At 69.1% G+C, this 21,447-nt stretch carries 32 protein-coding genes; 5 read left to right on the top strand and 27 right to left on the bottom strand.

All coding sequences use genetic code 11. From position 1 onward, the window contains the following. Nucleotides 1–58: 58 nt before the first annotated feature. The 27 genes from ACYU7L_RS20055 to rpsJ all read right to left on the bottom strand — a co-directional run bounded on the left by ACYU7L_RS20055 (nucleotide 59) and on the right by rpsJ (nucleotide 15,704). Nucleotides 59–1,300, bottom strand: a complete 1,242-nt coding sequence (locus ACYU7L_RS20055) for a hypothetical protein (RefSeq protein WP_460800335.1) — start codon at nucleotides 1,298–1,300, stop codon at nucleotides 59–61. Nucleotides 1,301–1,343: 43 nt separating this feature from the next. Further along, a complete protein-coding gene (locus ACYU7L_RS20050) occupies nucleotides 1,344–1,928 on the bottom strand; it encodes a TerD family protein (protein WP_460800334.1) in 585 nt (194 codons plus the stop codon). 35 nt (nucleotides 1,929–1,963) lie between these two features. Next, on the bottom strand, nucleotides 1,964–3,058 hold the full coding sequence (locus ACYU7L_RS20045; protein ID WP_460800333.1) for a DUF475 domain-containing protein: 1,095 nt from the start codon (nucleotides 3,056–3,058) through the stop codon (nucleotides 1,964–1,966). 68 nt (nucleotides 3,059–3,126) lie between these two features. Beyond that, nucleotides 3,127–3,945: a type I methionyl aminopeptidase gene (map, locus tag ACYU7L_RS20040; RefSeq protein ID WP_460800332.1), complete on the bottom strand. Its 819-nt coding sequence runs from the start codon at nucleotides 3,943–3,945 to the stop codon at nucleotides 3,127–3,129. Between the two features lie 7 nt (nucleotides 3,946–3,952). Beyond that, nucleotides 3,953–4,525 (bottom strand): adenylate kinase, encoded by a 573-nt coding sequence (locus ACYU7L_RS20035; RefSeq protein ID WP_460800331.1) that lies wholly within the window; start codon nucleotides 4,523–4,525, stop codon nucleotides 3,953–3,955. Continuing rightward, nucleotides 4,525–5,817: a preprotein translocase subunit SecY gene (gene secY / locus ACYU7L_RS20030; RefSeq protein WP_460800330.1), complete on the bottom strand. Its 1,293-nt coding sequence runs from the start codon at nucleotides 5,815–5,817 to the stop codon at nucleotides 4,525–4,527. The genes ACYU7L_RS20035 and secY overlap by 1 nt, the downstream gene beginning before the upstream one ends. Before the next feature lie 163 nt (nucleotides 5,818–5,980). Then, nucleotides 5,981–6,421: a 50S ribosomal protein L15 gene (gene rplO, locus ACYU7L_RS20025; protein WP_460800329.1), complete on the bottom strand. Its 441-nt coding sequence runs from the start codon at nucleotides 6,419–6,421 to the stop codon at nucleotides 5,981–5,983. Further along, nucleotides 6,421–6,603, bottom strand: a complete 183-nt coding sequence (gene rpmD / locus ACYU7L_RS20020; RefSeq protein ID WP_460800328.1) for a 50S ribosomal protein L30 — start codon at nucleotides 6,601–6,603, stop codon at nucleotides 6,421–6,423. Before rpmD ends, rplO begins: the two co-directional genes overlap by 1 nt. Beyond that, nucleotides 6,603–7,208: a 30S ribosomal protein S5 gene (gene rpsE, locus ACYU7L_RS20015; RefSeq protein ID WP_460800327.1), complete on the bottom strand. Its 606-nt coding sequence runs from the start codon at nucleotides 7,206–7,208 to the stop codon at nucleotides 6,603–6,605. The genes rpmD and rpsE overlap by 1 nt, the downstream gene beginning before the upstream one ends. Nucleotides 7,209–7,245: 37 nt before the next feature. Beyond that, entirely contained in the window at nucleotides 7,246–7,629 is a 384-nt protein-coding gene (rplR, locus tag ACYU7L_RS20010) for a 50S ribosomal protein L18 (protein WP_460800326.1), read from the bottom strand. Nucleotides 7,630–7,631: 2 nt separating this feature from the next. Next, a complete protein-coding gene (rplF, locus tag ACYU7L_RS20005; protein ID WP_460800325.1) occupies nucleotides 7,632–8,183 on the bottom strand; it encodes a 50S ribosomal protein L6 in 552 nt (183 codons plus the stop codon). Between the two features lie 28 nt (nucleotides 8,184–8,211). Then, nucleotides 8,212–8,619, bottom strand: coding sequence for a 30S ribosomal protein S8 (gene rpsH, locus ACYU7L_RS20000; protein WP_460800324.1), 408 nt, complete (start codon nucleotides 8,617–8,619; stop codon nucleotides 8,212–8,214). A 121-nt stretch (nucleotides 8,620–8,740) separates the two neighbouring features. Further along, a complete protein-coding gene (locus ACYU7L_RS19995) occupies nucleotides 8,741–8,926 on the bottom strand; it encodes a type Z 30S ribosomal protein S14 (RefSeq protein ID WP_302709657.1) in 186 nt (61 codons plus the stop codon). Between the two features lies 1 nt (nucleotide 8,927). Next, the gene (gene rplE / locus ACYU7L_RS19990) at nucleotides 8,928–9,500 is read right to left on the bottom strand and encodes a 50S ribosomal protein L5 (RefSeq protein ID WP_460800323.1); all 573 of its coding nucleotides are present in this window, start codon (nucleotides 9,498–9,500) and stop codon (nucleotides 8,928–8,930) included. Continuing rightward, a complete protein-coding gene (gene rplX, locus ACYU7L_RS19985) occupies nucleotides 9,500–9,859 on the bottom strand; it encodes a 50S ribosomal protein L24 (RefSeq protein WP_460800322.1) in 360 nt (119 codons plus the stop codon). The genes rplE and rplX overlap by 1 nt, the downstream gene beginning before the upstream one ends. A 3-nt stretch (nucleotides 9,860–9,862) precedes the next feature. Continuing rightward, entirely contained in the window at nucleotides 9,863–10,231 is a 369-nt protein-coding gene (gene rplN / locus ACYU7L_RS19980) for a 50S ribosomal protein L14 (RefSeq protein WP_017932847.1), read from the bottom strand. 70 nt (nucleotides 10,232–10,301) lie between these two features. Next, nucleotides 10,302–10,592 carry a 30S ribosomal protein S17 gene (gene rpsQ, locus ACYU7L_RS19975; protein ID WP_460800321.1) on the bottom strand — a complete coding sequence of 97 codons (291 nt, stop codon included), beginning with the start codon at nucleotides 10,590–10,592 and terminating at the stop codon, nucleotides 10,302–10,304. After that, a complete protein-coding gene (gene rpmC, locus ACYU7L_RS19970; protein ID WP_460801720.1) occupies nucleotides 10,589–10,840 on the bottom strand; it encodes a 50S ribosomal protein L29 in 252 nt (83 codons plus the stop codon). The genes rpsQ and rpmC overlap by 4 nt, the downstream gene beginning before the upstream one ends. Next, on the bottom strand, nucleotides 10,837–11,256 hold the full coding sequence (gene rplP / locus ACYU7L_RS19965) for a 50S ribosomal protein L16 (protein ID WP_460800320.1): 420 nt from the start codon (nucleotides 11,254–11,256) through the stop codon (nucleotides 10,837–10,839). The genes rpmC and rplP overlap by 4 nt, the downstream gene beginning before the upstream one ends. Nucleotides 11,257–11,261: 5 nt before the next feature. Further along, entirely contained in the window at nucleotides 11,262–12,104 is an 843-nt protein-coding gene (gene rpsC, locus ACYU7L_RS19960) for a 30S ribosomal protein S3 (RefSeq protein ID WP_460800319.1), read from the bottom strand. After that, entirely contained in the window at nucleotides 12,104–12,544 is a 441-nt protein-coding gene (rplV, locus tag ACYU7L_RS19955) for a 50S ribosomal protein L22 (RefSeq protein WP_460800318.1), read from the bottom strand. Before rplV ends, rpsC begins: the two co-directional genes overlap by 1 nt. A 33-nt stretch (nucleotides 12,545–12,577) precedes the next feature. After that, nucleotides 12,578–12,859, bottom strand: a complete 282-nt coding sequence (gene rpsS / locus ACYU7L_RS19950) for a 30S ribosomal protein S19 (RefSeq protein WP_460800317.1) — start codon at nucleotides 12,857–12,859, stop codon at nucleotides 12,578–12,580. A 15-nt stretch (nucleotides 12,860–12,874) separates the two neighbouring features. Next, on the bottom strand, nucleotides 12,875–13,708 hold the full coding sequence (gene rplB / locus ACYU7L_RS19945) for a 50S ribosomal protein L2 (protein ID WP_460800316.1): 834 nt from the start codon (nucleotides 13,706–13,708) through the stop codon (nucleotides 12,875–12,877). Between the two features lie 40 nt (nucleotides 13,709–13,748). Continuing rightward, the gene (gene rplW / locus ACYU7L_RS19940) at nucleotides 13,749–14,054 is read right to left on the bottom strand and encodes a 50S ribosomal protein L23 (RefSeq protein WP_460800315.1); all 306 of its coding nucleotides are present in this window, start codon (nucleotides 14,052–14,054) and stop codon (nucleotides 13,749–13,751) included. Then, the gene (gene rplD, locus ACYU7L_RS19935) at nucleotides 14,051–14,725 is read right to left on the bottom strand and encodes a 50S ribosomal protein L4 (RefSeq protein WP_460800314.1); all 675 of its coding nucleotides are present in this window, start codon (nucleotides 14,723–14,725) and stop codon (nucleotides 14,051–14,053) included. Before rplD ends, rplW begins: the two co-directional genes overlap by 4 nt. Continuing rightward, a complete protein-coding gene (gene rplC / locus ACYU7L_RS19930; protein WP_460800313.1) occupies nucleotides 14,722–15,384 on the bottom strand; it encodes a 50S ribosomal protein L3 in 663 nt (220 codons plus the stop codon). Before rplC ends, rplD begins: the two co-directional genes overlap by 4 nt. Nucleotides 15,385–15,395: 11 nt before the next feature. Beyond that, a complete protein-coding gene (rpsJ, locus tag ACYU7L_RS19925; protein WP_008360994.1) occupies nucleotides 15,396–15,704 on the bottom strand; it encodes a 30S ribosomal protein S10 in 309 nt (102 codons plus the stop codon). A 467-nt stretch (nucleotides 15,705–16,171) separates the two neighbouring features. Between rpsJ and ACYU7L_RS19920 the strand changes: the two genes are divergently transcribed. The 5 genes from ACYU7L_RS19920 to ACYU7L_RS19900 are packed head-to-tail and all read left to right on the top strand — an operon-like array spanning nucleotide 16,172 to nucleotide 21,417. After that, nucleotides 16,172–17,353: a hypothetical protein gene (locus ACYU7L_RS19920; RefSeq protein WP_460800312.1), complete on the top strand. Its 1,182-nt coding sequence runs from the start codon at nucleotides 16,172–16,174 to the stop codon at nucleotides 17,351–17,353. Then, a complete protein-coding gene (locus ACYU7L_RS19915; protein WP_460800311.1) occupies nucleotides 17,350–17,952 on the top strand; it encodes a DUF4129 domain-containing protein in 603 nt (200 codons plus the stop codon). Before ACYU7L_RS19920 ends, ACYU7L_RS19915 begins: the two co-directional genes overlap by 4 nt. Next, nucleotides 17,949–19,109, top strand: coding sequence for a DUF4350 domain-containing protein (locus tag ACYU7L_RS19910; RefSeq protein ID WP_460800310.1), 1,161 nt, complete (start codon nucleotides 17,949–17,951; stop codon nucleotides 19,107–19,109). The genes ACYU7L_RS19915 and ACYU7L_RS19910 overlap by 4 nt, the downstream gene beginning before the upstream one ends. Then, entirely contained in the window at nucleotides 19,106–20,125 is a 1,020-nt protein-coding gene (locus ACYU7L_RS19905; RefSeq protein WP_460800309.1) for an AAA family ATPase, read from the top strand. Before ACYU7L_RS19910 ends, ACYU7L_RS19905 begins: the two co-directional genes overlap by 4 nt. Beyond that, nucleotides 20,125–21,417, top strand: coding sequence for a DUF58 domain-containing protein (locus tag ACYU7L_RS19900; RefSeq protein WP_460800308.1), 1,293 nt, complete (start codon nucleotides 20,125–20,127; stop codon nucleotides 21,415–21,417). Before ACYU7L_RS19905 ends, ACYU7L_RS19900 begins: the two co-directional genes overlap by 1 nt. Nucleotides 21,418–21,447: the final 30 nt, after the last annotated feature.

Raw genomic sequence — 21,447 nt, 5'->3', positions numbered from 1 at the left:
CCGCGTGAACGCGGGCCAGTCAGGGGGGCCAGTCAGTGGGGCCCATCAGCGGGTCCCGTCACTGTGAGGCGCGGAAGTCGTCCACCAGGCGGCGTACCCGCTCCTGCAGCTGTTCGGCCCGGCGGTGCAGCGCGAGATAGTCGGGGTGGGTCGGCTCGAGCAGCGACTCCATGTCGATCAGCTCACGCGCGATGGCGTCCAGTCGGTCACCCCAGGGCTGCGGCGCCACCTGCCGACCACGCATCACCAGGTAGCGGGCGTCGCGCACACTGAACCGGGCCCGTTCGAAGAGCCCTTGCGGCTCCTTGCGCACCGAGCGAAGCAGCTCGAGCCGCTCACGGGGACCGTCGACCAGCGTCTGCGTCCGCTCGAGGGTCTCCTCGAGCTTCGTGAGCTGGCCCAACGCACCGACGACGTCACCCGAGCGGTGCAGCCGATCCAGGTCACGCAGCTCGATGCGGGCTCGCTCGAGTCCGGCCTCCACGTCGCGCTCCTGCTCGGCGATGTCGCGCCAGTTGCCGAGCGAGAACTCCCGTCGCAGCTGGCCCATCGACTCCGACACCGACGCCGCCCGGTTGGTCATCGCGTCGATCCGCGTCGCCAACGAGGGGATCCGGTTGCGCAGTGTCGCTGCGCGCTGGGGCAGCTCGGTGGAGAGCCGCTCCGCCTCGGCCGCCAGCCGCTCCACGGTGCGCGCCGGCTCGTCGGCCTGCTCGGGAGTGAGGTGCTCGGCGATCTCCGAGAGCTTGCGTGCCGCCAGCGCAGCCCGGGCCAGAGCCTCGTCGGCGGCCGGGAACTCGTGGCCACCCTCGCGCATGGCACGCCACGCCCGCTCTGCGCGGGCAGCCGCGGCGGCCGCCTCGTCGACGCGCCGGCGCACCTGGGCGCGGGTCTCGCCGAGCCGACGCAGCTCGGGCCCGAACCGCCCCAGATAGTCCTCGAGCTCGTCGGCCAGCCGCCCCAGTCGAGGGGTGAGCTCGGCGAAGGCCGGCGTCGCCTGCTGGATCTGCGGGAGCAGCGACTCCTCCAACGGGTCGAACCGGTCGAGCAGGTCGAGGTAGGCGAGGATCGCCGCGTGGGCCTCCTCGTCGAGGCGCTCCCAGCCCGGCACCACGCCCGTCGTCCGGGCCCGGTCCGGGAGCAGCGCGGCGTAGGACGTCACGGTCGTGCCGATGTCACGCTGCAGCTGGTCGACCCGATAGAACTGCTCCTGCAGGTGGGCCCGCGCCTCCTGGGCGGCCTCGAGCGGCGTGGGCGGAAGGCGGCGTGAGCCTTGCCTGCCCGCCCAGTTGTTGCTCATGGCGTCATCGTACGGAAGGGCCCTCGCCGAGCCCCGCCGAGCCTCAGCCGATGCTGACGCCGTAGTCGCGCGCGATGCCCGCGAGCCCGCTGGCGTAGCCCTGACCCACGGCCCGGAACTTCCACTCGCCGTTGCGGCGGTAGAGCTCGCCGAACACCATCGCCGTCTCGAGCGAGGCGTCCTCGGAGAGGTCGTAGCGGGCGAGCTCGCGTTCGTCCTCGGCGTTGACGACGCGGATGAAGGCATTGACGACCTGGCCGAAGCTCTGACGACGGGCGTCGGCGTCGTGGATCGAGACGACGAAGACGATGCGCTCGACGTTCGCAGAGAGGTGCTCGATGTCCACCTCGACGACCTCGTCGTCGCCCTCGCCCTCGCCGGTGAGGTTGTCACCGGTGTGCTGGACGGCGCCGTCGGGCGAGGTGAGGTTGTTGTAGAAGACGAAGTGGCTGTCGCTGAGCACCTTGCCTTCCGAGCCAACCAGCAGGGCGGACGCGTCGAGGTCGTAGTCGGCACCCGTGGTGGAGCGCACGTCCCAGCCGAGGCCGACGCGAAGCCGGCGCAGCACTGCGCCACCGGCCTCCTTCGCCAGCGAGACGTTGCCGCCCTTCTGCAGCGTGACTGCCATTCCTCATCCCTCCAGATCGATAGTGCGCCGACTGGTCAGACGGCGACCTTGTGGCTCTCCTCCGGGTGCAGCTTGTTGGCCCGCACGCTCCAGGCCAGCGAGGACAGGATGAACGCGACGCCGATCAGGCCGGTGATGATCTCGGGGATCTCGTACTTCATGGTGATGAACAGCAGGACCGCCAGCGCGCCGATGGCCCAGTGAGCGCCGTGCTCGAGGTAGCGGAACTCCGAAAGCGTCCCCTTGCGCACCAGGAAGACGGTGATGGACCGGACGTACATGGCCCCCACGCCAAGACCCAGCGCGATGATGATCGGGTCCGAGGTGATCGCGAACGCGCCGATCACGCCGTCGAAGGAGAAGCTCGCGTCGAGCACCTCAAGGTAGAGGAACATGAAGAACGCGGCCTTGCCGGTCGCCAGCACGACCGCGCCGGTGGACCCAGTCGAGGTCGTCTCCTCCTCGTCGTCATCGATCAGGCCGGAGCTCTGGGCGAAGACGTCGCCGAGACCCTTGACCACCAGGTAGGTGAGCAGACCCAGGATGCCGGCTGCGAGCACGCTGCCGAGGTTCTCGACGTCGAAGCCCCAGGCGATCAGCAGCAGCAGCCCCAGCGCCAGGATGACCGCGGCGCCCTCCAGGCTGCCCAGGTTCGTCATCCGGCGCTCGATGGGCTCGAGCCAGTGGTGCTCCTTTTCCTGGTCGAAGAAGTAGTCGAGGAAGATCATCATCAAGAACATGCCGCCGAAGGCGGCGATCATCGGGTGCGCCTCGTGCAGGATGTGGGCGTAGGTCTCCTGGCCGGCCGGGACGTCCTCCCCCATCATCGCCAGATCCCACGCCTCGAAGGGGGCCAGCCCCGCGGTCGCCCAGACCACGACGAACGGGAACACCAGCCGCATCCCGAAGACCGCGATGATGATGCCCACCGTCAGGAACATCTTCTGCCAGAACGGCGACATCTTCGACAGCACCTTGGCGTTGATCACGGCGTTGTCGAAGGAGAGCGAGACCTCGAGCACGATGAGGATGCTGGCGATGGCGACGCCCGTGAGGCCGCCGTACCAGAAGGCTGCCGCCAGGCCGACGATCGTCACGCCGAACGACCAGCCGAAGGTCTTGAGGATCAACGCAGTTCCTTTGTCAGTGAAGAAGTGAGGGACCAACCGCCCGACGGGCGATGAGCGCCGGCGTCAACCTACCGGCCGCCGAAAGGCACGCCGAGCGACGTCAGCATCGCCTCGCCGCCGTCGAGTGCGGTCAGCACCCAGGTGCCCGTGTCGGTGAGTGTCATGGTGTGTTCGAAGTGGGCGGCCCAGGACCCGTCGGTGGTGACCACCGTCCAGTCGTCCTCCAGCACCTCGGTCTCCTGGCTGCCGAGGGTGACCATCGGCTCGATCGCCAGGGCCAGCCCCCGCACCAGCTTGGGACCCCGGCCGGCCCGGCCGTAGTTGGGCACGTTGGGCGGCAGGTGCATCTGCGAGCCGATGCCGTGTCCCACGTAGTCCTCGAGGATCCCGTAGGTCCCCCGGGAGCGGACGTGCGACTCCACCGCGTGCGAGATGTCGGTGACCCGTCCCCCTAGTCGAGCAGCGGCGATGCCGCGCCACATCGCCTGCTCCGTGACGTCCATCAGCTCGAGCACGTCGGCGGCCACCTCCCCTACCGCCACAGTGATGGCCGCGTCGCCGTGCCAGCCGTCGACGATCGCCCCGCAGTCGATCGAGATGACGTCGCCGTCCGCCAGCACCCGAGCATCGGGGATCCCGTGCACCACCACGTCGTTGACCGACGTGCAGATCGAGGCCGGAAAGCCGTGGTAGCCCTTGAACGAGGGCGTCGCCCCCGCGGAGCGGATGCTGTCCTCCGCGATGGCATCGAGCTCGGCGGTGCTGACTCCGGCGCGTGCCGAGCGTCGCATCAGCTCCAGCGTCTCCCCGACGACGAGGCCGGCGCGACGCATCGTGTCGATCTGCTCAGCGGTCTTGATCTCGACGCCGCGGTCGCGAAAGCCCATGAGTGGGCTAGGAGCCGAGTGAGTCGAGCGCGGCGAAGATCCGACCGGTGACCTCGTCGACCTCACCGATGCCGTCCACGCGCACGAGCAGCCCGCGCTTCTCGTAGACCTCGATGAGCGGCTCGGTCTGCTCCTGGTAGATCGCCTGACGGTGGCGCACGACGTCCTCGGTGTCGTCGGTGCGTCCCTCGACCTGGGCGCGCTGCAGCAGCCGCTGCACCAGGTGCTCGTCGTCCACGGTCAGCACGAGGACGGCGTCGAGGTCGACGCCGGCGGCGCCGAGCATGCCGTCGAGCTCCTCGACCTGCGCGACCGTGCGCGGGTAGCCGTCGAGCAGGAAGCCGGGCTTGGTGTCATCCTCGTCGAGACGGGCGTGCACCATCGCGTTGGTGACCTCGTCGGGGACGTAGTCGCCGGCATCCATGTAGCGCTTGGCCTCGACGCCGAGAGGAGTCCCCTCGGTGACGTTGGCGCGGAAGATGTCGCCCGTCGAGATGGCGGGGATGCCGTAGCGGCCGGCGATGATCTTCGCCTGTGTGCCCTTGCCGGCACCAGGCGGGCCCATGATGATGAGGCGCATCAGCGGAGGAACCCTTCGTAGTTGCGCTGCTGGAGCTGGCTCTCGATCTGCTTCACCGTGTCCAGCGCGACGCCCACCATGATCAGGATCGAGGTGCCGCCGAACGGGAAGTTGGCGTTGGCCTCGATCAGCACGAGGGCGATCAACGGGACCAACGAGATCAGACCGAGATACAGAGCACCCGGCAGCGTGATCCGGGACAGGACGTAGGACAGGTAGTCCTCGGTCGGCTTCCCCGCCCGGATCCCGGGGATGAAACCGCCGTACTTCTTCATGTTGTCCGCGACCTCCGTGGGATTGAAGGTGATCGAGACGTAGAAGTAGGTGAAGAAGATGATGAGCGCGAAGTAGACCGCCATGTAGTAGGGCGTGTCTCCGTTGACGAAGTTGTTCTTCAGCCACGTGACGACCGGGTTGTCGGTGGAGTTGTTGAACTGCACCGCCATCGACGGCAGATAGAGCAGCGAGGACGCGAAGATGACCGGGATGATGCCGGCCTGGTTGACCTTCAACGGGATGTAGGTCGAGTTGCCGCCGAACATCTTGCGTCCGACCATCCGGCGCGCGTACTGCACGGGGATTCGCCGCTGAGCCTGCTCGATGAAGATGACCGCGGCGATCAGGATCAGGCCGATGACCATCACGGCACCGAACGTGAACCAGCCCTGGCCCTTCTGGACCGCCCACAGCGAGGACGGGAAGGTCGCGACGACCTGGGTGAAGATCAGGATCGACATGCCGTTGCCGATGCCGCGCTCGGTGATCTGCTCACCGAGCCACATGATGACCGCGGTGCCGGCGGTCATCGTGACCACCATGATCAGGAACGTCGAGGTGCCGTTGTCCCACAGCAGCGGCTGCTCGCAGGGCAGCAGCTGGCCCGAGCGGGCCAGGGCGACGATGCCGGTGGCTTGGAGGACCGCCAGCGCGAGCGTGAGGTAGCGGGTGTACTGCGTGATCGCACTCTGCCCGGCCTGCCCCTCCTTCTTCAGCGCTTCGAGCCGTGGGATGACCACGACGAGCAGCTGCAGGATGATGCTGGCGGTGATGTAGGGCATGATCCCGAGCGCGAAGATCGTCAGCTGGAGCAGCGCCCCACCGGAGAACAGGTTGATCAGCCCGTAGACCCCCTCTGTGCCTGCGGAGTCGAGGCAGGTCTGCACGTTGCGCACGTGCACACCCGGGGCCGGGACCTGGGACCCGAGACGGAAGATCACGATGATCCCAAGGACGAACAGCAGCTTGCGCCGCAGATCCGGTGTCCGAAAAGCGTTGGCGAACGCGCCTAGCACGAGATCCTCTTTCTCCAGGCATGGTGTGGCTCCAGCAGTGCGCCGCTGAGCCCGGGGCAGCCTAACAGGCAGGCCCGCATGGTCCGGCATGCACACCGGGGCGCAGCCGACCGTCCAAGCGGATGGTCAGACTGCGCCCCGGCGCGAGTGACGTGCAAGCTCCTCAGAGCACCGTGGTGGTGCCGCCGGCAGCCTCGATCTTCTGCTTGGCCGACGCGGAGAACGCCTGAGCGCTCACCTGCGCAGCCACGGTGATCTCGCCCTGGCCGAGGACCTTGACGGGGTGACCGGAGCGCACAGCGCCCCGGGCCACGAGGTCCTCGACGGTGACGGTGCCACCCTCGGGGAAGAGCTCCGAGAGGCGGTCGAGGTTGACCACCTGGAACTCGACCTTGAACGGGTTCTTGAAGCCCTTGAGCTTCGGAAGCCGCATGTGCAGGGGCATCTGGCCGCCCTCGAAGGCAGCCGGAACCTGGTAGCGAGCCTTCGAGCCCTTGGTGCCTCGTCCGGCGGTCTTGCCCTTCGAGCCCTCACCACGACCCACGCGGGTCTTGGCGGTCTTGGCTCCGGGAGCAGGACGCAGGTGGTGCAGCTTCAGCGTCATCAGTCGACCTCCTCGACCGTCACCAGGTGACGGACGGTGTGGACCATGCCCCGGATCTCCGGACGGTCCTCCTTGACGACCACGTCGCCAATCCGCTTGAGACCGAGCGTGCGCAGGGTCTCGCGCTGGTTGGCCTTGCAGCCGATCTTGGACTTCTTCTGCTCGACCTTCAGGCGTGCCATCAGTTGGTCACCCCCGCCACACCTTCGGCACGCGCCCGAAGCAGGGCGGCCGGAGCGACGTCCTCCACGCGCAGGCCGCGGCGAGCGGCCACCGCCTCGGGCTCCTCAAGCATCTTGAGGGCCTCGACGGTCGCGTGAACGATGTTGATCTGGTTGGACGAGCCGAGCGACTTGCTCAGCACGTCGTGGATACCGGCGCACTCGAGCACCGCACGCACCGGGCCACCGGCGATAACACCGGTACCGGGAGCGGCGGGACGGAGCATGACCACGCCCGCGGCCTTCTCACCCTGCACAGGGTGCGGGATGGTGCCCTGGATGCGAGGGACGCGGAAGAAGCTCTTCTTCGCCTCCTCGACACCCTTGGCGATCGCCGCGGGAACTTCCTTGGCCTTGCCGTAGCCGACGCCGACGAGTCCTTCGCCATCGCCCACGATCACGAGGGCGGTGAAGCTGAAGCGACGTCCACCCTTCACGACCTTGGCGACACGGTTGATCGCGACGACTCGCTCGATGTAGGCGGTCTTGTCGGCAGCCTGGCCGCGACGGTCGTCGCGATTGCCACGCCGCTCGCCACCGGCGCGTCCGCGCTGGGGTCCGCTCATGAGACTGTTCCTCTTCTCTCTCTTGCTGTCTTCGCGATCAGAAGGACAGGCCGCCCTCGCGGGCCCCGTCTGCCAGGGCCGCGATGCGACCGTGGTACTTGTTGCCGGCCCGGTCGAAGACCACCGACTCCACGCCGTTCTCCTTGGCCCGCGCGGCGACGAGCTCGCCCACACGCTTGGCCTTGGCCGTCTTGTCCCCGTCGAGGGAGCGCAGGTCGGCCTCCAGCGTCGAGGCCGAGACCAGCGTCTTGCCGACCAGGTCGTCGACGACCTGGGCGGTGATGTGCTTCGACGACCGGGTGACGACGAGACGCGGACGCTCGGCGGTACCGGAGATCTTCTTGCGGCCTCGAACCTGCCGACGCAGACGCGAGCGGACGCGCGAAGCGGTGTGCTTGTTGTTCTTCAGTGAGATCGCCATGATCACTTACCAGCCTTTCCGACCTTGCGGCGGATCTGCTCGCCGGCGTATCGCACGCCCTTGCCCTTGTAGGGCTCGGGCTTGCGGAGCTTGCGAATGTTCGCGGCAACCTCACCGACAGCCTGCTTGTCGATGCCCTGGACCGAGAGCTTCGTGGGGCCCTCCACCGTGAAGGTGATGCCCTCAGGAGCGTTGAACGTGATCGAGTGCGAGTAGCCCAGCTGGAACTCGAGCTGGGTCGGGCCCTTCGACAGGACGCGGTAACCCACGCCCACGATCTCAAGCTTCTTCTCGTAGCCCTCGGTCACGCCGGTCACCATGTTGGCGATGAGCGTGCGGGTCAGACCGTGCAGCGAACGGCTCTCACGCTCGTCGTTGGGGCGCTTCACCTCGAGGACGTTGTCCTCGTTGCGCTCCACGACGATCGGGGCAGCCACGGTGTGCGACAAGGTGCCCTTGGGACCCTTGACGGTCACGGTCTGGTGCGGGCCGGCGTCGATTGCGACGTCGACACCCGACGGGACCGTGATGGGGAGTCTGCCAATGCGCGACATGCTTTACGTCTCCTTCTCGGTCTCGTCGTTACCAGACGTAGGCGAGGACTTCCCCACCCACGCCCTTCTTGTTGGCCTGGCGGTCGGTCAGCAGGCCCTGGCTCGTCGAGATGATCGCGACGCCCAGTCCGCCGAGCACCTTCGGAAGACCCGTGTGCTTGGCGTAGACCCGGAGACCGGGCTTGCTGATCCGGCGAACGCCCGCGATGGAGCGCTCCCGGTTCCGGCCGTACTTCAAGGTGATGGTCAGCGTCTTGCCGACCTCGCCCTCGGCGGGCTCGGTCACGTCGTACGACGTGATGTAGCCCTCCTGCTGCAGGATGTCAGCGACACCCTGCTTGAGCTTGCTGTACGGCATGGACACCGCATCGTGGTACGCCTGGTTGGCGTTGCGCAGACGCGTGAGCATGTCTGCGATCGGGTCAGTCATCGTCATGGCCGGATAGGCCCTTTCTCCACCGTGGTTTCGTCCCGCGTGCCGGGAACGACCTTCAGCGATCGTTGTGTGGTTCGGTGATCGAGCCTGTCGAGATCACTCAGCCGGCTCGAAGAGGTCATTACCAGGAGGACTTGGTGACGCCCGGCAGTTCGCCGCGGTGTGCCATCTCCCGCAGGCAGATGCGGCACAGACCGAACTTGCGGTAGACCGCCTTCGGCCGGCCGCAGCGCTGGCAGCGGGTGTAGCCGCGGACAGCGAACTTCGGCTTGCGCGCGGCCTTGACCCTCAGGGAAGTCTTCGCCATGTCAGTTCTCCTTGAAGGGGAAGCCGAGCTGCTTGAGCAGCGCGCGTCCCTCGGCGTCGGTGGTGGCCGTGGTCACGACGGTGATGTCCATGCCGCGCGACCGGTCGACCTTGTCCTGGTCGATCTCGTGGAACATGACCTGCTCGGTGAGCCCGAAGGTGTAGTTGCCACGACCGTCGAACTGGGTGCCGCTCAGACCGCGGAAGTCGCGGATGCGGGGCAGGGCCAGGGACAGCAGGCGGTCAAGGAACTCCCACATGCGGTCGCCGCGCAGCGTGACGTGCGCACCGATCGGCATGCCCTCGCGCAGCTTGAACTGCGCGATCGACTTGCGGGCCTTGGTGACCTGGGGCTTCTGGCCGGTGATCGCGGTCAGGTCCTTGATGGCGCCCTCGATCAGCTTCGAGTCGCGGGCGGCCTCGCCGACACCCATGTTCACGACGACCTTGGTCAGGCCGGGAACCTGCATGACGTTCTTGATGTCGAACTCGGACTGCAGCGCGGGGAGGATCTCCTCGCGGTAGCGGACCTTCAGGCGAGGCATCGACGGAGCCTCGGTGGTGTTCGTCGTCATCAGATCTCCTCACCGGTCTTGCGCGAGATGCGGACACTGCGCTGGGCGGTGTAGGTGGATCCGTCGGAGCGACGCTTGGTGACCTCGTCGCGGCGGAAGCCGATCCGGGTGACCCCGTCGCCCTCGACCAGCATCACGTTGGACACGTGGATGGGGGCCTCAGCGGTGATGATGCCACCGGTGTTGCCCGCGCCCTGGTTGACGACCTTGGTGTGCTTCTTGATGCGGTTCACGCCCTCGACGATCACCCGGTCCTCCTCACGGAAGACGGCGATCACCTTGCCCTCGGCGCCCTTGTCCTTGCCAGCGATCACCTTGACGGTGTCGCCCTTCTTGATGTTCATGCTCTTCTTAGCCATAAGTCAGAGCACCTCCGGCGCGAGCGAGATGATCTTCATGAACTTCTTCTCGCGCAGCTCGCGGCCCACGGGGCCGAAGATACGGGTGCCTCGCGGCTCGCCGTCGTTCTTGAGGATGACGGCGGCGTTCTCGTCGAAGCGGATGTACGAACCGTCGGGGCGGCGACGCTCCTTGACGGTGCGCACGATAACGGCCTTGACGACGTCACCCTTCTTCACGTTGCCGCCGGGGATCGCGTCCTTCACGGTGGCAACGATGACGTCGCCGATACCGGCGTAGCGCCGACCCGAGCCACCGAGAACACGGATGCAAAGGATTTCCTTCGCACCGGTGTTGTCGGCGACCTTGAGTCGCGACTCCTGCTGGATCATCAGTTTCTCCTGGTTGTCGCACCGGTTCTCGCGCTCTCAGCGGAGCGCGAGCCTGGCCGAACTAGTGGGTTTACTTAGCCTTTTCGAGGATCTCGATGACACGCCAGCGCTTGGTGGCCGACAGCGGACGGGTCTCCATGATCAGGACCCGGTCGCCGATGCCGCACTGGTTCTGCTCGTCGTGCGCCTTGAGCTTGCTGCTGCGACGCAGCACCTTGCCGTAGAGAGCGTGCTTGACGCGGTCCTCGACGGTGACGACGACGGTCTTGTCCATCTTGTCGCTGACGACGAGGCCCTCGCGGACCTTGCGGGTCGACCGCTCGCCCTGGGCGTTCTGGGTGGTCTCGGTCTGCTCGCTCATGCGGCGCCGCCTTCCTGGGCATCCGTGCTGGTGCCCGGGGTGGACCGGATGCCGAGCTCGCGCTCACGCACCACGGTGTAGATCCGGGCGATGTCCTTCTTGACCGTGCGGAGACGGCCGTTGCTCTCCAGCTGGCCGGTGGCGGCCTGGAAGCGCAGGTTGAACAGCTCTTCCTTGGCCTCACGCAGCTTGGATTCGAGGTCGACGTTCGTGAGCTCGTCGAGTTCGTGTGCGGTTGTAGCCATCAGAATTCACCTGCCTCGCGGGAAACGAAGCGGCACTTCATCGGGAGCTTGTGCATCGCGCGGCGCATGGCCTCGCGGGCGACTTCCTCCGAAACACCGGAAAGTTCGAACATGACGCGGCCGGGCTTGACGTTGGCGACCCACCACTCCGGGGAGCCCTTACCGGAACCCATGCGGGTCTCGGCAGGCTTCTTGGTCAGCGGACGGTCCGGGTAGATGTTGATCCACACCTTTCCGCCTCGCTTGATGTGGCGGGTCATCGCGATACGCGCCGACTCGATCTGGCGGTTGGTCACGTAGTGGCCCTCGACCGCCTGGATGCCGAAGTCGCCGAAGGCGAGCTTCGTGCCACCCTTGGCAGCACCGGTCCGCTTGGGGTGGTGCTGCTTGCGGTGCTTGACACGACGGGGCATCAGCATGACGGTCAGCCCTCCTGGCCGGCCGGAGCCGGGGTCTCAGCGGCAGCCGGGGCCGCAGCCTCGGTCGCCGGGGTGCTCTCGGCGGGGGCGCCGTCACGACCCGAACGGGTCGGGCGGTCAGCGCGCGAGCCGCGGCTCGGACGCTCGCCACCGCGGGCCGGCGGACGGCCACGACCGGGCGCACCGGCCCGGGCAGCAGCCTGGGCCTCGCGCTCGGCGCGGGTGCCCGCAACCTCGCCCTTGTAGATCCAGACCTTCACGCCGATGCGGCCGAAGGTCGTCTTGGCCTCGTAGAAGCCGTAGTCGATGTCCGCACGCAGGGTGTGCAGCGGGACGCGGCCCTCGCGGTAGAACTCGGTGCGCGACATCTCGGCACCGTTCAGACGACCCGAGCACTGGATCCGGATGCCCTTGGCACCCGAGCGCATCGAGGTCTGGATGGCCTTCTTCATGGCGCGACGGAACTGCACGCGACCGGAGAGCTGCTCGGCAACTCCCTGGGCGACCAGCTGAGCGTCGACCTCGGGGTTCTTGACCTCGAGGATGTTCAGCTGCACCTGCTTGCCGGTGAGCTTCTCGAGCTCACCACGGATGCGGTCGGCCTCGGCGCCACGGCGACCGATGACGATGCCGGGACGCGCGGTGTGGATGTCCACACGGACGCGGTCACGGGTGCGCTCGATCTCGACCTTCGAGATGCCGGCCCGCTCCATGCCCTTGGACAGGAGCTTGCGGATCGCGACGTCCTCGCCGACGTACGCCTTGTACAGCTTGTCGGCGTACCAGCGGCTCTTGTGGTCGGTAGAGATACCGAGGCGGAAGCCGTTCGGGTTGATCTTCTGCCCCATCAGGCAGTCCGTCCCTTCTTCTTCGCCTGCTTGTTCACCGCGAGCACATCGGCCGGCTGAACCGCCAGCGTGATGTGGCTCGTGCGCTTGTTGATCCGCGTGGCCCGGCCCTGGGCCCGGGGGCGCCAGCGCTTCATCGTCGGGCCCTCGTCGACCCGGGCGACGGAGACGACCAGGCTGCCGGCGTCGAGACCCTCAGTGGTCTCGGCGTTGGCAACGGCGCTCTCCAGCACCTTGTAGACGGTCTCGGACGCGGCCTGCGGTGCGAACTGCAGCAGCGCGAGGGCGTCCTCGACGGGCAGACCGCGGACCATGTCGACGACACGGCGGGCCTTCATCGGCGTGATCCGCACGTAGCGGGCGCTCGCGAAGGAGCCCGGCTGGTCGCCGAGCAGCGACTCGCGGCGGGCGCTGGTGCGCCTGCGCTCAGTAACGCTCATTGCTCGTAATCTCCAGTTTCTGGTCCCACCGCGTCAGCGGCGGCGACCCTTCCGGTCTTCCTTCACGTGCCCGCGGTAGGTGCGGGTGGGGGCGAACTCGCCCAGCTTGTGGCCGACCATTGCGTCGGTCACGAAGACGGGAACGTGCTTGCGCCCGTCGTGCACCGCGATCGTGTGACCGATCATGTCCGGCACGATCATGGAGCGTCGCGACCACGTCTTGATGACGTTGTGCGAGCCCTTGTCGTTCTCGGCATCCACCTTCTTCATGAGGTGGCCGTCCACGAAGGGACCCTTCTTCAGGCTGCGAGGCATCTCTCAGGTCCCTTCTCAGCGCTTCTTGCCGGACTTGCGGCGACGGATGATCTGCGAGTCGCTGGCCTTGCGCTTGCGCGTGCGGCCCTCGGCCTTGCCCCAGGGCGAGACCGGGTGGCGACCACCGGAGGTCTTGCCCTCACCGCCACCGTGCGGGTGGTCGACCGGGTTCATGACGACACCGCGGACGGTCGGGCGCTTGCCCTTCCAGCGCATGCGGCCGGCCTTGCCCCAGTTGATGTTGGACTGCTCGGCGTTGCCGACCTCGCCGATGGTGGCGCGGCAGCGCACATCGACGAAGCGCATCTCGCCCGAGGGCAGACGCAGCGTGGCGCGGGAGCCCTCACGGGCGACCAGCTGGGCGCTGTTGCCGGCGGAGCGGGCCATCTTGGCACCGCCGCCGGGACGCAGCTCCACGCAGTGGATGGTCGAGCCGACCGGGATGTTGCGCAGCGGCAGGTTGTTGCCGGGCTTGATGTCGGCGTTGGGGCCGGACTCCACGGCGGTGCCCTGGGTCAGGTCCTTCGGCGCGATGATGTAGCGCTTCTCGCCGTCCAGGTAGTGCAGCAGCGCGATGCGAGCGGTGCGGTTGGGGTCGTACTCGATGTGAGCGACCTTGGCCGGCACGCCGTCCTTGTCGTAGCGACGGAAGTCGATGATGCGGTAGGCGCGCTTGTGACCGCCACCCTGGTGCCGCGTGGTGATGCGACCCTGGTTGTTGCGGCCGCCCTTCTTGGGCAGCGGACGCGTCAGCGACTTCTCCGGCGTGGTCCGGGTGATCTCGACGAAGTCGGCGACCGACGAGCCACGACGGCCCGGGGTAGTCGGCTTGTACTTACGGATAGCCATTAGTCAGATGTCCTCGTTGCTCTGTCTCTTGGGAGCCCGGTCAGGAGACCGGACCTCCGAAGATGTCGATGCGGTGGCCCTCGGCGAGGCTGACGATCGCCCGCTTCGTGTTGGCGCGCTTGCCCATGCCGAAGCGGGTGCGACGCGTCTTGCCCTGGCGGTTGATCGTGTTGACCGACGTGACCTTGACGTTGAACACCTTCTCGACCGCGATCTTGATCTCGGTCTTGTTGGCGTCCGGACGCACGATGAACGTGTACTTGTTCGCGTCGAGGAGGCTGTAGCTCTTCTCGGACACGACCGGTGCGATCAGGATGTCGCGCGGGTCCTTCTGCAGGGTGCTCACTTGGAGGCCTCCTCGGTCTCGACGTCGGCCTCGGCAGAGGTGGCGACAGCCTTGACGGACTTGCCCTTCGGCGCACCCGCCACGAGCGCGTCGTACGCACCGCGGCTGAAGATCACGTCGTCGCTGGCCAGCACGTCGTAGGTGTTGAGCTGGTCGACGGCCACGATGTGCACGTCGGGCGCGTTGCGCAGCGACAGCCAGGTGAGGGTGTCGGTGCGCTCCAGCACGACGAGCGCGCGACGACGGTCACTGACCTGGGCGATCGCGGCGAGGGCGGCCTTGGTCGACGGCTTGTCGCCGGAGACCAGGGCGTCCACGACGTGGATGCGGTCGTTGCGGGCCCGGTCGGACAGGGCGCCACGCAGGGCGGCGGCCTTCATCTTCTTGGGGGTCCGCTGGTCGTAGTCACGCGGCTTCGGGCCGTGGACGATGCCACCGCCGGCGAACTGCGGCGCGCGGGTCGAGCCCTGACGGGCGCGGCCGGTGCCCTTCTGCTTGTAGGGCTTGCGTCCACCACCGCGGACCTCGCCGCGACGCTTGGTGGAGTGCGTGCCCTGACGGGCAGCGGCCTGCTGGGCCACGACCACCTGGTGGATCAGGGGGATGTTGACCTGGACGTCGAAGATCTCGGCCGGGAAGTCGACCTTGGCCTTCTTGACTTCGGTGCTCACTGAGCAACTCCCTCACTCTTGGCTGCCGAGCGGAGGACCACGAGGCCACCCTTCGGACCGGGAACCGCACCCTTGATCAGGATCAGGCCGCGCTCGAGGTCCACGCCGTGAACGGTGACGTTCTGGGTCGTGACGGTGTCGTGACCCATTAGGCCGGACATGCGCGTGCCCTTGAAGACGCGACCCGGGGTGGCGCAGGCGCCGATCGAGCCGGGCTTGCGGTGGTTCTTGTGCGCACCGTGGGAGGCGCCGACGCCGTGGAAGCCGTGACGCTTCATCGTTCCGGCGAAGCCCTTGCCCTTGCTGGTGCCGGTGACGTCGATCTGCTCGCCGGCGGCGAAGAGCTCAGGGGAGAGCTCCTGCCCGACGTTGTACGACGCGGCGTCAGCGGTGCGGATCTCGACCAGGTGGCGACGCGGGGTCACCCCGGCCTTGTCGAAGTGACCGGCCTGCGGCTTGTTGACCTTGCGGCCCTCGATCTCGCCGAAGCCGACCTGGATGGCGTTATAGCCGTCCGTGGCGGGCTGGCGGACCTGGGTGACCACGTTGGTGCTCGCGGCGATCACAGTCAGGGGGACGATGCGGTTGTTCTCGTCCCAGGTCTGGGTCATGCCGAGCTTCGTGCCCAGCAGGCCCTTCACGTTTCGTTCGAAAGTCATCTCGGCAGACCTCAGAGCTTGATCTCGATGTCGACACCAGCGGGCAGATCGAGGCGCATCAGCGAGTCGACCGTCTTCGGCGTGGGGTCGATGATGTCGATGAGGCGCTTGTGGGTGCGCATCTCGAAGTGCTCGCGGGAGTCCTTGTACTTGTGGGGCGAGCGGATGACGCAGTACACGTTCTTCTCGGTCGGCAGCGGCACCGGGCCGGCGACCTTGGCACCCGTACGGGTGACGGTGTCCACGATCTTGCGCGCCGAGGTGTCGATCACCTCGTGGTCATAGGCCTTGAGCCTGATGCGGATCTTCTGTCCCGCCATAGGTCTCTCTCGTCCTTATCTTCGGTACCGCGTGCTGGTCACGACACAACCTCGGGTGAGGCCGTCCCGCCCGTGCTCACCGCCTGATCCGCCGACCCCCGCGGTCGGGCGTGTCGCACAACTTTCGCGACACGGACCGCAGGATCTTGCTGACTTATCAGGGGCGCCCGACGGGTTCGTCGGGCTGATCGGGTCTCCAGATCGGTGCGGCCGCACGCCAGAGCACCGATCGATCCACAGGGAGACGCGATTCAGTAATCAAGTGTGTGACACGCACCCCGGCGACCCGCCGGAGCAACCGGACTATCTTGGCAGAGTTCCCCCGGGGATACAAAATCCCGGAGAAGGTCTCCCAGCCGGCCCCCTGGGTGGTCCGGTGACCCGCGCGATCGGAGCCTGACAAGATGGCTCCGGGTCGGCGTGCACCGCCCATCCAGGGACGTCACCATCACCGTACAGGGGGAACGATGCCGGCTGATGACGGCGGGCACCGCTCGAGCGCCTGGCCGGCGCCTCCCCCGGGCGCCGTGGTCGTCCAACCTGCCCCCGTGCGCTACGCGGCCCCGCCCATGGCGCCCGCGCCGTACCTCTGGCCGCCGGGCGGGGGGCCCGGGAGCTTCGGTGGCCCGACTGGTCCCGGCGGTCCGGGTGTGCCCCAGCTGGCCGCCGCCCACAAGCCGGGCGCGATCCCGCTGCGGCCGCTGCGCCTGGGCGACATGTACGACGCAGCGTTCAAGATCATCCGCCGCAACCCGGGGGCCACCGTGGGGTCGGCCACGCTGGTCACGGCGCTCACCCTGGCGATCCCGATCCTCGTGGTCGCGGTGATGACGCAGCTGCTCGACCTGGGGCTGCCCTCCGGGACCTTCGACGTCGAGGGCTCGACGGGATCCCTGTCGAGCGACGACCCGGCGACGACGGGAGAGGTGGCGGGGCTGCTCGTGGCGCTGGGCTCCTTCGCGCTGAGCATGGTGCTGCAGGCGGTGGGCATCGTGCTGGTGACCGGCATGATCGCCCACGTCACGATGGCCGCCGCCGTGGGGCGACGTCTCTCGCTGGGCGAGGCCTGGGCTGCCACGGGCGGCAAGCGCTGGCGCCTGCTCGGCCTCGCCTCGCTGCTCGTCGCAGCCGTGCTGGCGATCCTGGCGCTCTACGCGTTGTCGTGGGTCCCGGTGGCGCTGACCGAGGAGACCTGGGTGATCGTCGGCTACCTGCTGGTCAGCCTGCCCGTGCTCTTCGTGGCATTGGTCTGGTTCTGGGTGCGGTTGCAGTACTACGCCGTGCCGGCGCTGATGCTCGAGCCGGTGGGGGTCCTCGGCGCGGTGCGCCGGTCGCTGGCGCTGAGCCGGCGGCAGTTCTGGCGGACGCTGGGGATCGCCGTGCTCACCGCGATGGTCACCGGCGTCGCCGGAAGCATGCTCTCGACCCCGGTGAGCCTCGTCGGCCAGCTGCTGACGTTCCTGGCCGACTCCCCCGAGGCGGCGCTGCTGATCACCCTGGTCGTCTTCGCGGCGAGCTCCACGATCCAGTACGCCTTCACCACTCCCTTCACCAGCACGGTCTCGGCGCTGCAGTACCTCGACCAGCGGATGCGCAAGGAGGCGTACGACGTGGAGCTGGTCGCGCGCACCGGGGGCCTGCTGCCATGAGATTCGACCCTCCGCTCACCCCCGACGGCGACGACGCCCGCTCGGAGCTGCGTCGTGAGCTGCTGCGTGCGGACTATCAGGAGACCGACATCCTCGACCGGGTGCTCCGGTGGTTCAGCCGCCGCTTCGACGAGGGCCTCTCGCTGGCGGACGGCGCGCCACCGTTGACGACGTTCGCCTCGATGCTGATCCTGATCGCGCTGGTGCTCGCGCTGAGCTGGCTCCTCTCCCGCGCCCGGCGCAGTCCACGGCGCGCGCGTGCGGAGGGCCCGGTGCTCACCGGCGAGACGGTCACCGCCGCTCAGCTGCGCCGGCGCGCAGAGGAGGCGCTGGCTCGTGGGGACGACGCTCTCGCCCTGGTCGAGGGGTTCCGGGCGCTCACGGTGCGCCAGATCGAGCGTGGCGTCGCGCCGGACTCGCCGGGAGCCACGGCCCACGAGGTGGCGCTGATCCTCGCGTCGGTGCACCCACGCCGCGACGCCGCGCTGCACGAGGCCGCGGACCTCTTCGACCGGGTGCTCTACGGCCACCACAGCGCCACACGTGAGCAGGCGACCGGCATGCTCGCCCTCGACGACGACCTCGTGGGGGTCCGGTGACCTGGCTGCGCCGGCACCGCTCCGCGCTGGTCGTCGGGGTGGCGGTGCTCGCCGCGCTGGCGGTCGCCGTCGTGGCCGGTGGCGCGCCCCAGGACCGGTCGGGGGCCCTCGACCCGGAGAACCCGCGGCGCAGCGGCGCCCAGGCCCTCGCTCGCGTCCTCGCCGACAACGGCGTGGACGTCCAGATCGCCCGGGGCGCCGACGCGCTCGAGGACGCCGACATCGACGCCACGACCACGGTGGTCGTGACCTCGACCGAGCAGCTCGGCGAGAGCACCGCGCGGGGGCTGCTCGAGGTGGCCCTTCCCGGTGTGACCGGGTCTGATGGGAACCGGTCCGGGGAGGGTGGGCGCCTGGTGATCGTCGAGCCCGACATGCTCGCGGTCGACGCTCTCGGGCTCGACCTGTCGCCCTCCTCGGTCACGGTCGGCTCGGGCCGGTCCGCCGCGTGCTCCGGGGTCGAGGGCCCCGACCTGGACGGGCTCACGCTGCAGGTCGACCGTGCGCTGGCCTACGACGCGGACGGGTGCTTCGCCGACGACGACGGGGACGCGCTGCTCGTCGAGCCCCGGCCCGGACTGCTCGTCCTCGGCGCCGGGCAGGCGCTGGAGAACGACCAGGTGCTGCGCGCCGACAACGCGGCCGTGGCGCTGCGTCTCCTCGGCCAGGACGACGACCTGGTCTGGTACGTCCCCGACGCGCGCGACCTCTCCGCGGACGACAGCGTCGGCCTTGCCGACCTGCTCCCCCGCTGGCTGGGGCCGGGCCTGGCCGTGGCGACGCTGACCGTGATCGCGCTGCTGCTGTGGCGCGGCCGACGCCTGGGCCGGCTGGTCACCGAGCCGCTCCCCGTCGTGGTCAAGGCCGTGGAGACGACGCAGAGTCGCGGCCGCCTCTACCGCAAGGCCGGCGACCGGGCCCATGCCGCGCACGTGCTGCGCCGGGCCACCCGGCTGCGCGCCGCCGAACGGCTCCGGCTCCCCGCCACGACCCCGCCCGCCGTACTCGTCCGCGAGGTGGCGAGCCATCTGGCCCGACGCCCCGAGGACGTGCACGGGCTGCTGGCCCCCGACGCCCCTCCCCCGACCGATGACCGCGCTCTGCTCACCCTGGCCAGCGATCTGGCCGCACTCGAGGAAGAGGTACGCCGCCGATGAGCGACGATGCACAGCACCAGCCGGACCCGCTGAACGACCCGTTCGTGAAGCAGGACGCCGATCCGGGTGCAGCCGCCCGCGACCGTCTCGCCGCCGTGCGCGAGGAGGTCGCCAAGGGGGTGGTGGGCCAGGACGCGGCGGTGTCCGGGCTCCTGGTGGCGCTGCTGTGCGGCGGGCACGTGCTGATGGAGGGGGTGCCGGGCGTCGCGAAGACCCTGCTGGTGCGCACGCTCGCGGCCGCGCTCTCCGTCGACACGCGGCGGGTGCAGTTCACCCCCGACCTGATGCCCGGGGACATCACCGGCTCGATGGTGATCGACAGCCACCGCGGCGAGCTCAGCTTCCGCGAGGGGCCGGTCTTCACCAACCTGCTGCTCGCCGACGAGATCAACCGGACCCCGCCCAAGACCCAGTCGGCGCTGCTGGAGGCGATGGAGGAGGGGCAGGTGTCGGTCGACGGTGTCTCCCACCGGCTGCCGCGTCCGTTCCTCGTCGCGGCCACCCAGAACCCCGTGGAGTACGAAGGCACCTACCCGCTGCCCGAGGCGCAGCTCGACCGGTTCCTGCTCAAGGTCGTGCTGCCGGTCCCCGAGCGGCACCACGAGCTGGAGATCCTGCGCCGTCACGCGAGCGGCTTCGACCCGCGTGACGTGGCGGGCGCCGGTGTGCGCGCGGTGGCCGGGCCGGAGGACATCGCGGCCGGGCAGGCGGCCGTACGGCGGGTGCAGGTCGCCCCCGAGGTGGCCGGCTACATCGTCGACGTCGCGCGCGCCACCCGCGAGTCGCCCTCGCTGAGCCTGGGCGTCAGCCCTCGCGGTGCCACCGCGCTCATGCACGCTGCCCGTGCGTGGGCCTGGCTCAACGGACGCGACTTCGTGACGCCCGACGACGTCAAGGCCCTCGCCCACGCGACGCTGGTGCACCGGCTCGGGCTGCGGCCCGAGGCCGAGCTCGAGGGCGTCGACGTGGCGCAGGTGCTCGGCTCGGCCCTCGGCTCGGTGCCGGTCCCCCGCTGATGGCTCTCACCGGACGGGTGCCGCTGCTGGTCCTGCTGGGGCTGGTGCCGGTGGTGCTGCGCCCCTCCGGCGGCACGGTGTGGCTGTGGCTGCTCGCGGTGCTGCTGCTCGTCGCCGCCGACTGGCTGCTCGCGCCCCGCCCGGCAGGTCTCGAGGTCTCCCGGCGACCGCCCGGGACCGTCCGCCTGGGCGATCGCGCCCAGAGCGTCCTGGTGGTGCACAACGCCGGCTCGCGCACCTTGCGGGCGGTGGTCCGTGACGCCTGGCAGCCGAGCGCGGGCGCCTCGGGCAACCGGCACCGGATCCGCCTCTCCCCCGGCGACCGCACGGTGCTGACGACTCCCCTCCTCCCCCGCCGGCGCGGTGACCTGCACGCGGCCGGCGTGACCGTGCGCGCGTTCGGCCCGCTCGGACTGGCGGCGCGTCAGCGGACGCTGGGTGTTGCGGGCACCGTCCGCGCCCTCCCACCCTTCGAGTCGCGCAAGCACCTGCCCAGCCGGCTGGCCCGCCTGCGCGAGCTCGACGGCCGGTCCGCCGTGCGCGTGCGGGGGCAGGGCACCGAGTTCGACTCGCTGCGGGAGTACGTGCGCGGCGACGACGTCCGCGCCATCGACTGGCGGGCCAGCGCCCGCAACCGCAACGTCGTTGTGCGCACCTGGCAGCCCGAGCGGGACCGCCGCGTCGTGCTGGTACTGGACACCTCACGCACCTCCGCCGGCCGGGTCGAGGACGTCCCCCGCCTCGACTCCGCGATGGACGCCGCCCTGCTCCTCGCGGCCCTCGCCTCCCGTGCCGGCGACCGGGTCGACTTCGTCGCGGGCGACCGACGGGTGCGCACCCGGCTGCGCTTCTCGGGCCAGCGCGACGTCGCCGCTCGGATGCAGGACGCCATGGCCGACCTCGAGCCGGTCATCGCCGAGGCCGACTGGGCGGGCATCGCCGGCGCCGTCGCCGGACTCGGCCGCCAGCGGGCGCTCGTCGTACTGCTGACGCCGCTGGAGCCCGCCGCCGTCGAGGAGGGCCTGCTGCCCGTGCTGCCCTCCCTCGTGCGTCACCACCGCGTCGTCCTGGCGTCCGTCAAGGACCCTGCCCTGGACCGGATGGCCCGCGACCGCGACGGCATCGGCGAGGTCTATGCCGCCGCCGCCGCCGAGCAGGCGCTGCTGCGCCGCCGGCACACCGCCGACCTGCTCGGAGCCCTCGGCGTCGACGTCCTCGACGCGGACGCCGAGCGCCTCCCGCCCGTGCTGGCCGACCACTACCTGATGCTGAAGGCGCGGGGCTTGCTGTAGGGGCGCGCGCTGGGGGCTGCCGTTTGGTCC

It is taken from the genome of Nocardioides pacificus (assembly GCF_054775955.1).
This window is presented reverse-complemented; position numbering and strand designations above follow the sequence as displayed.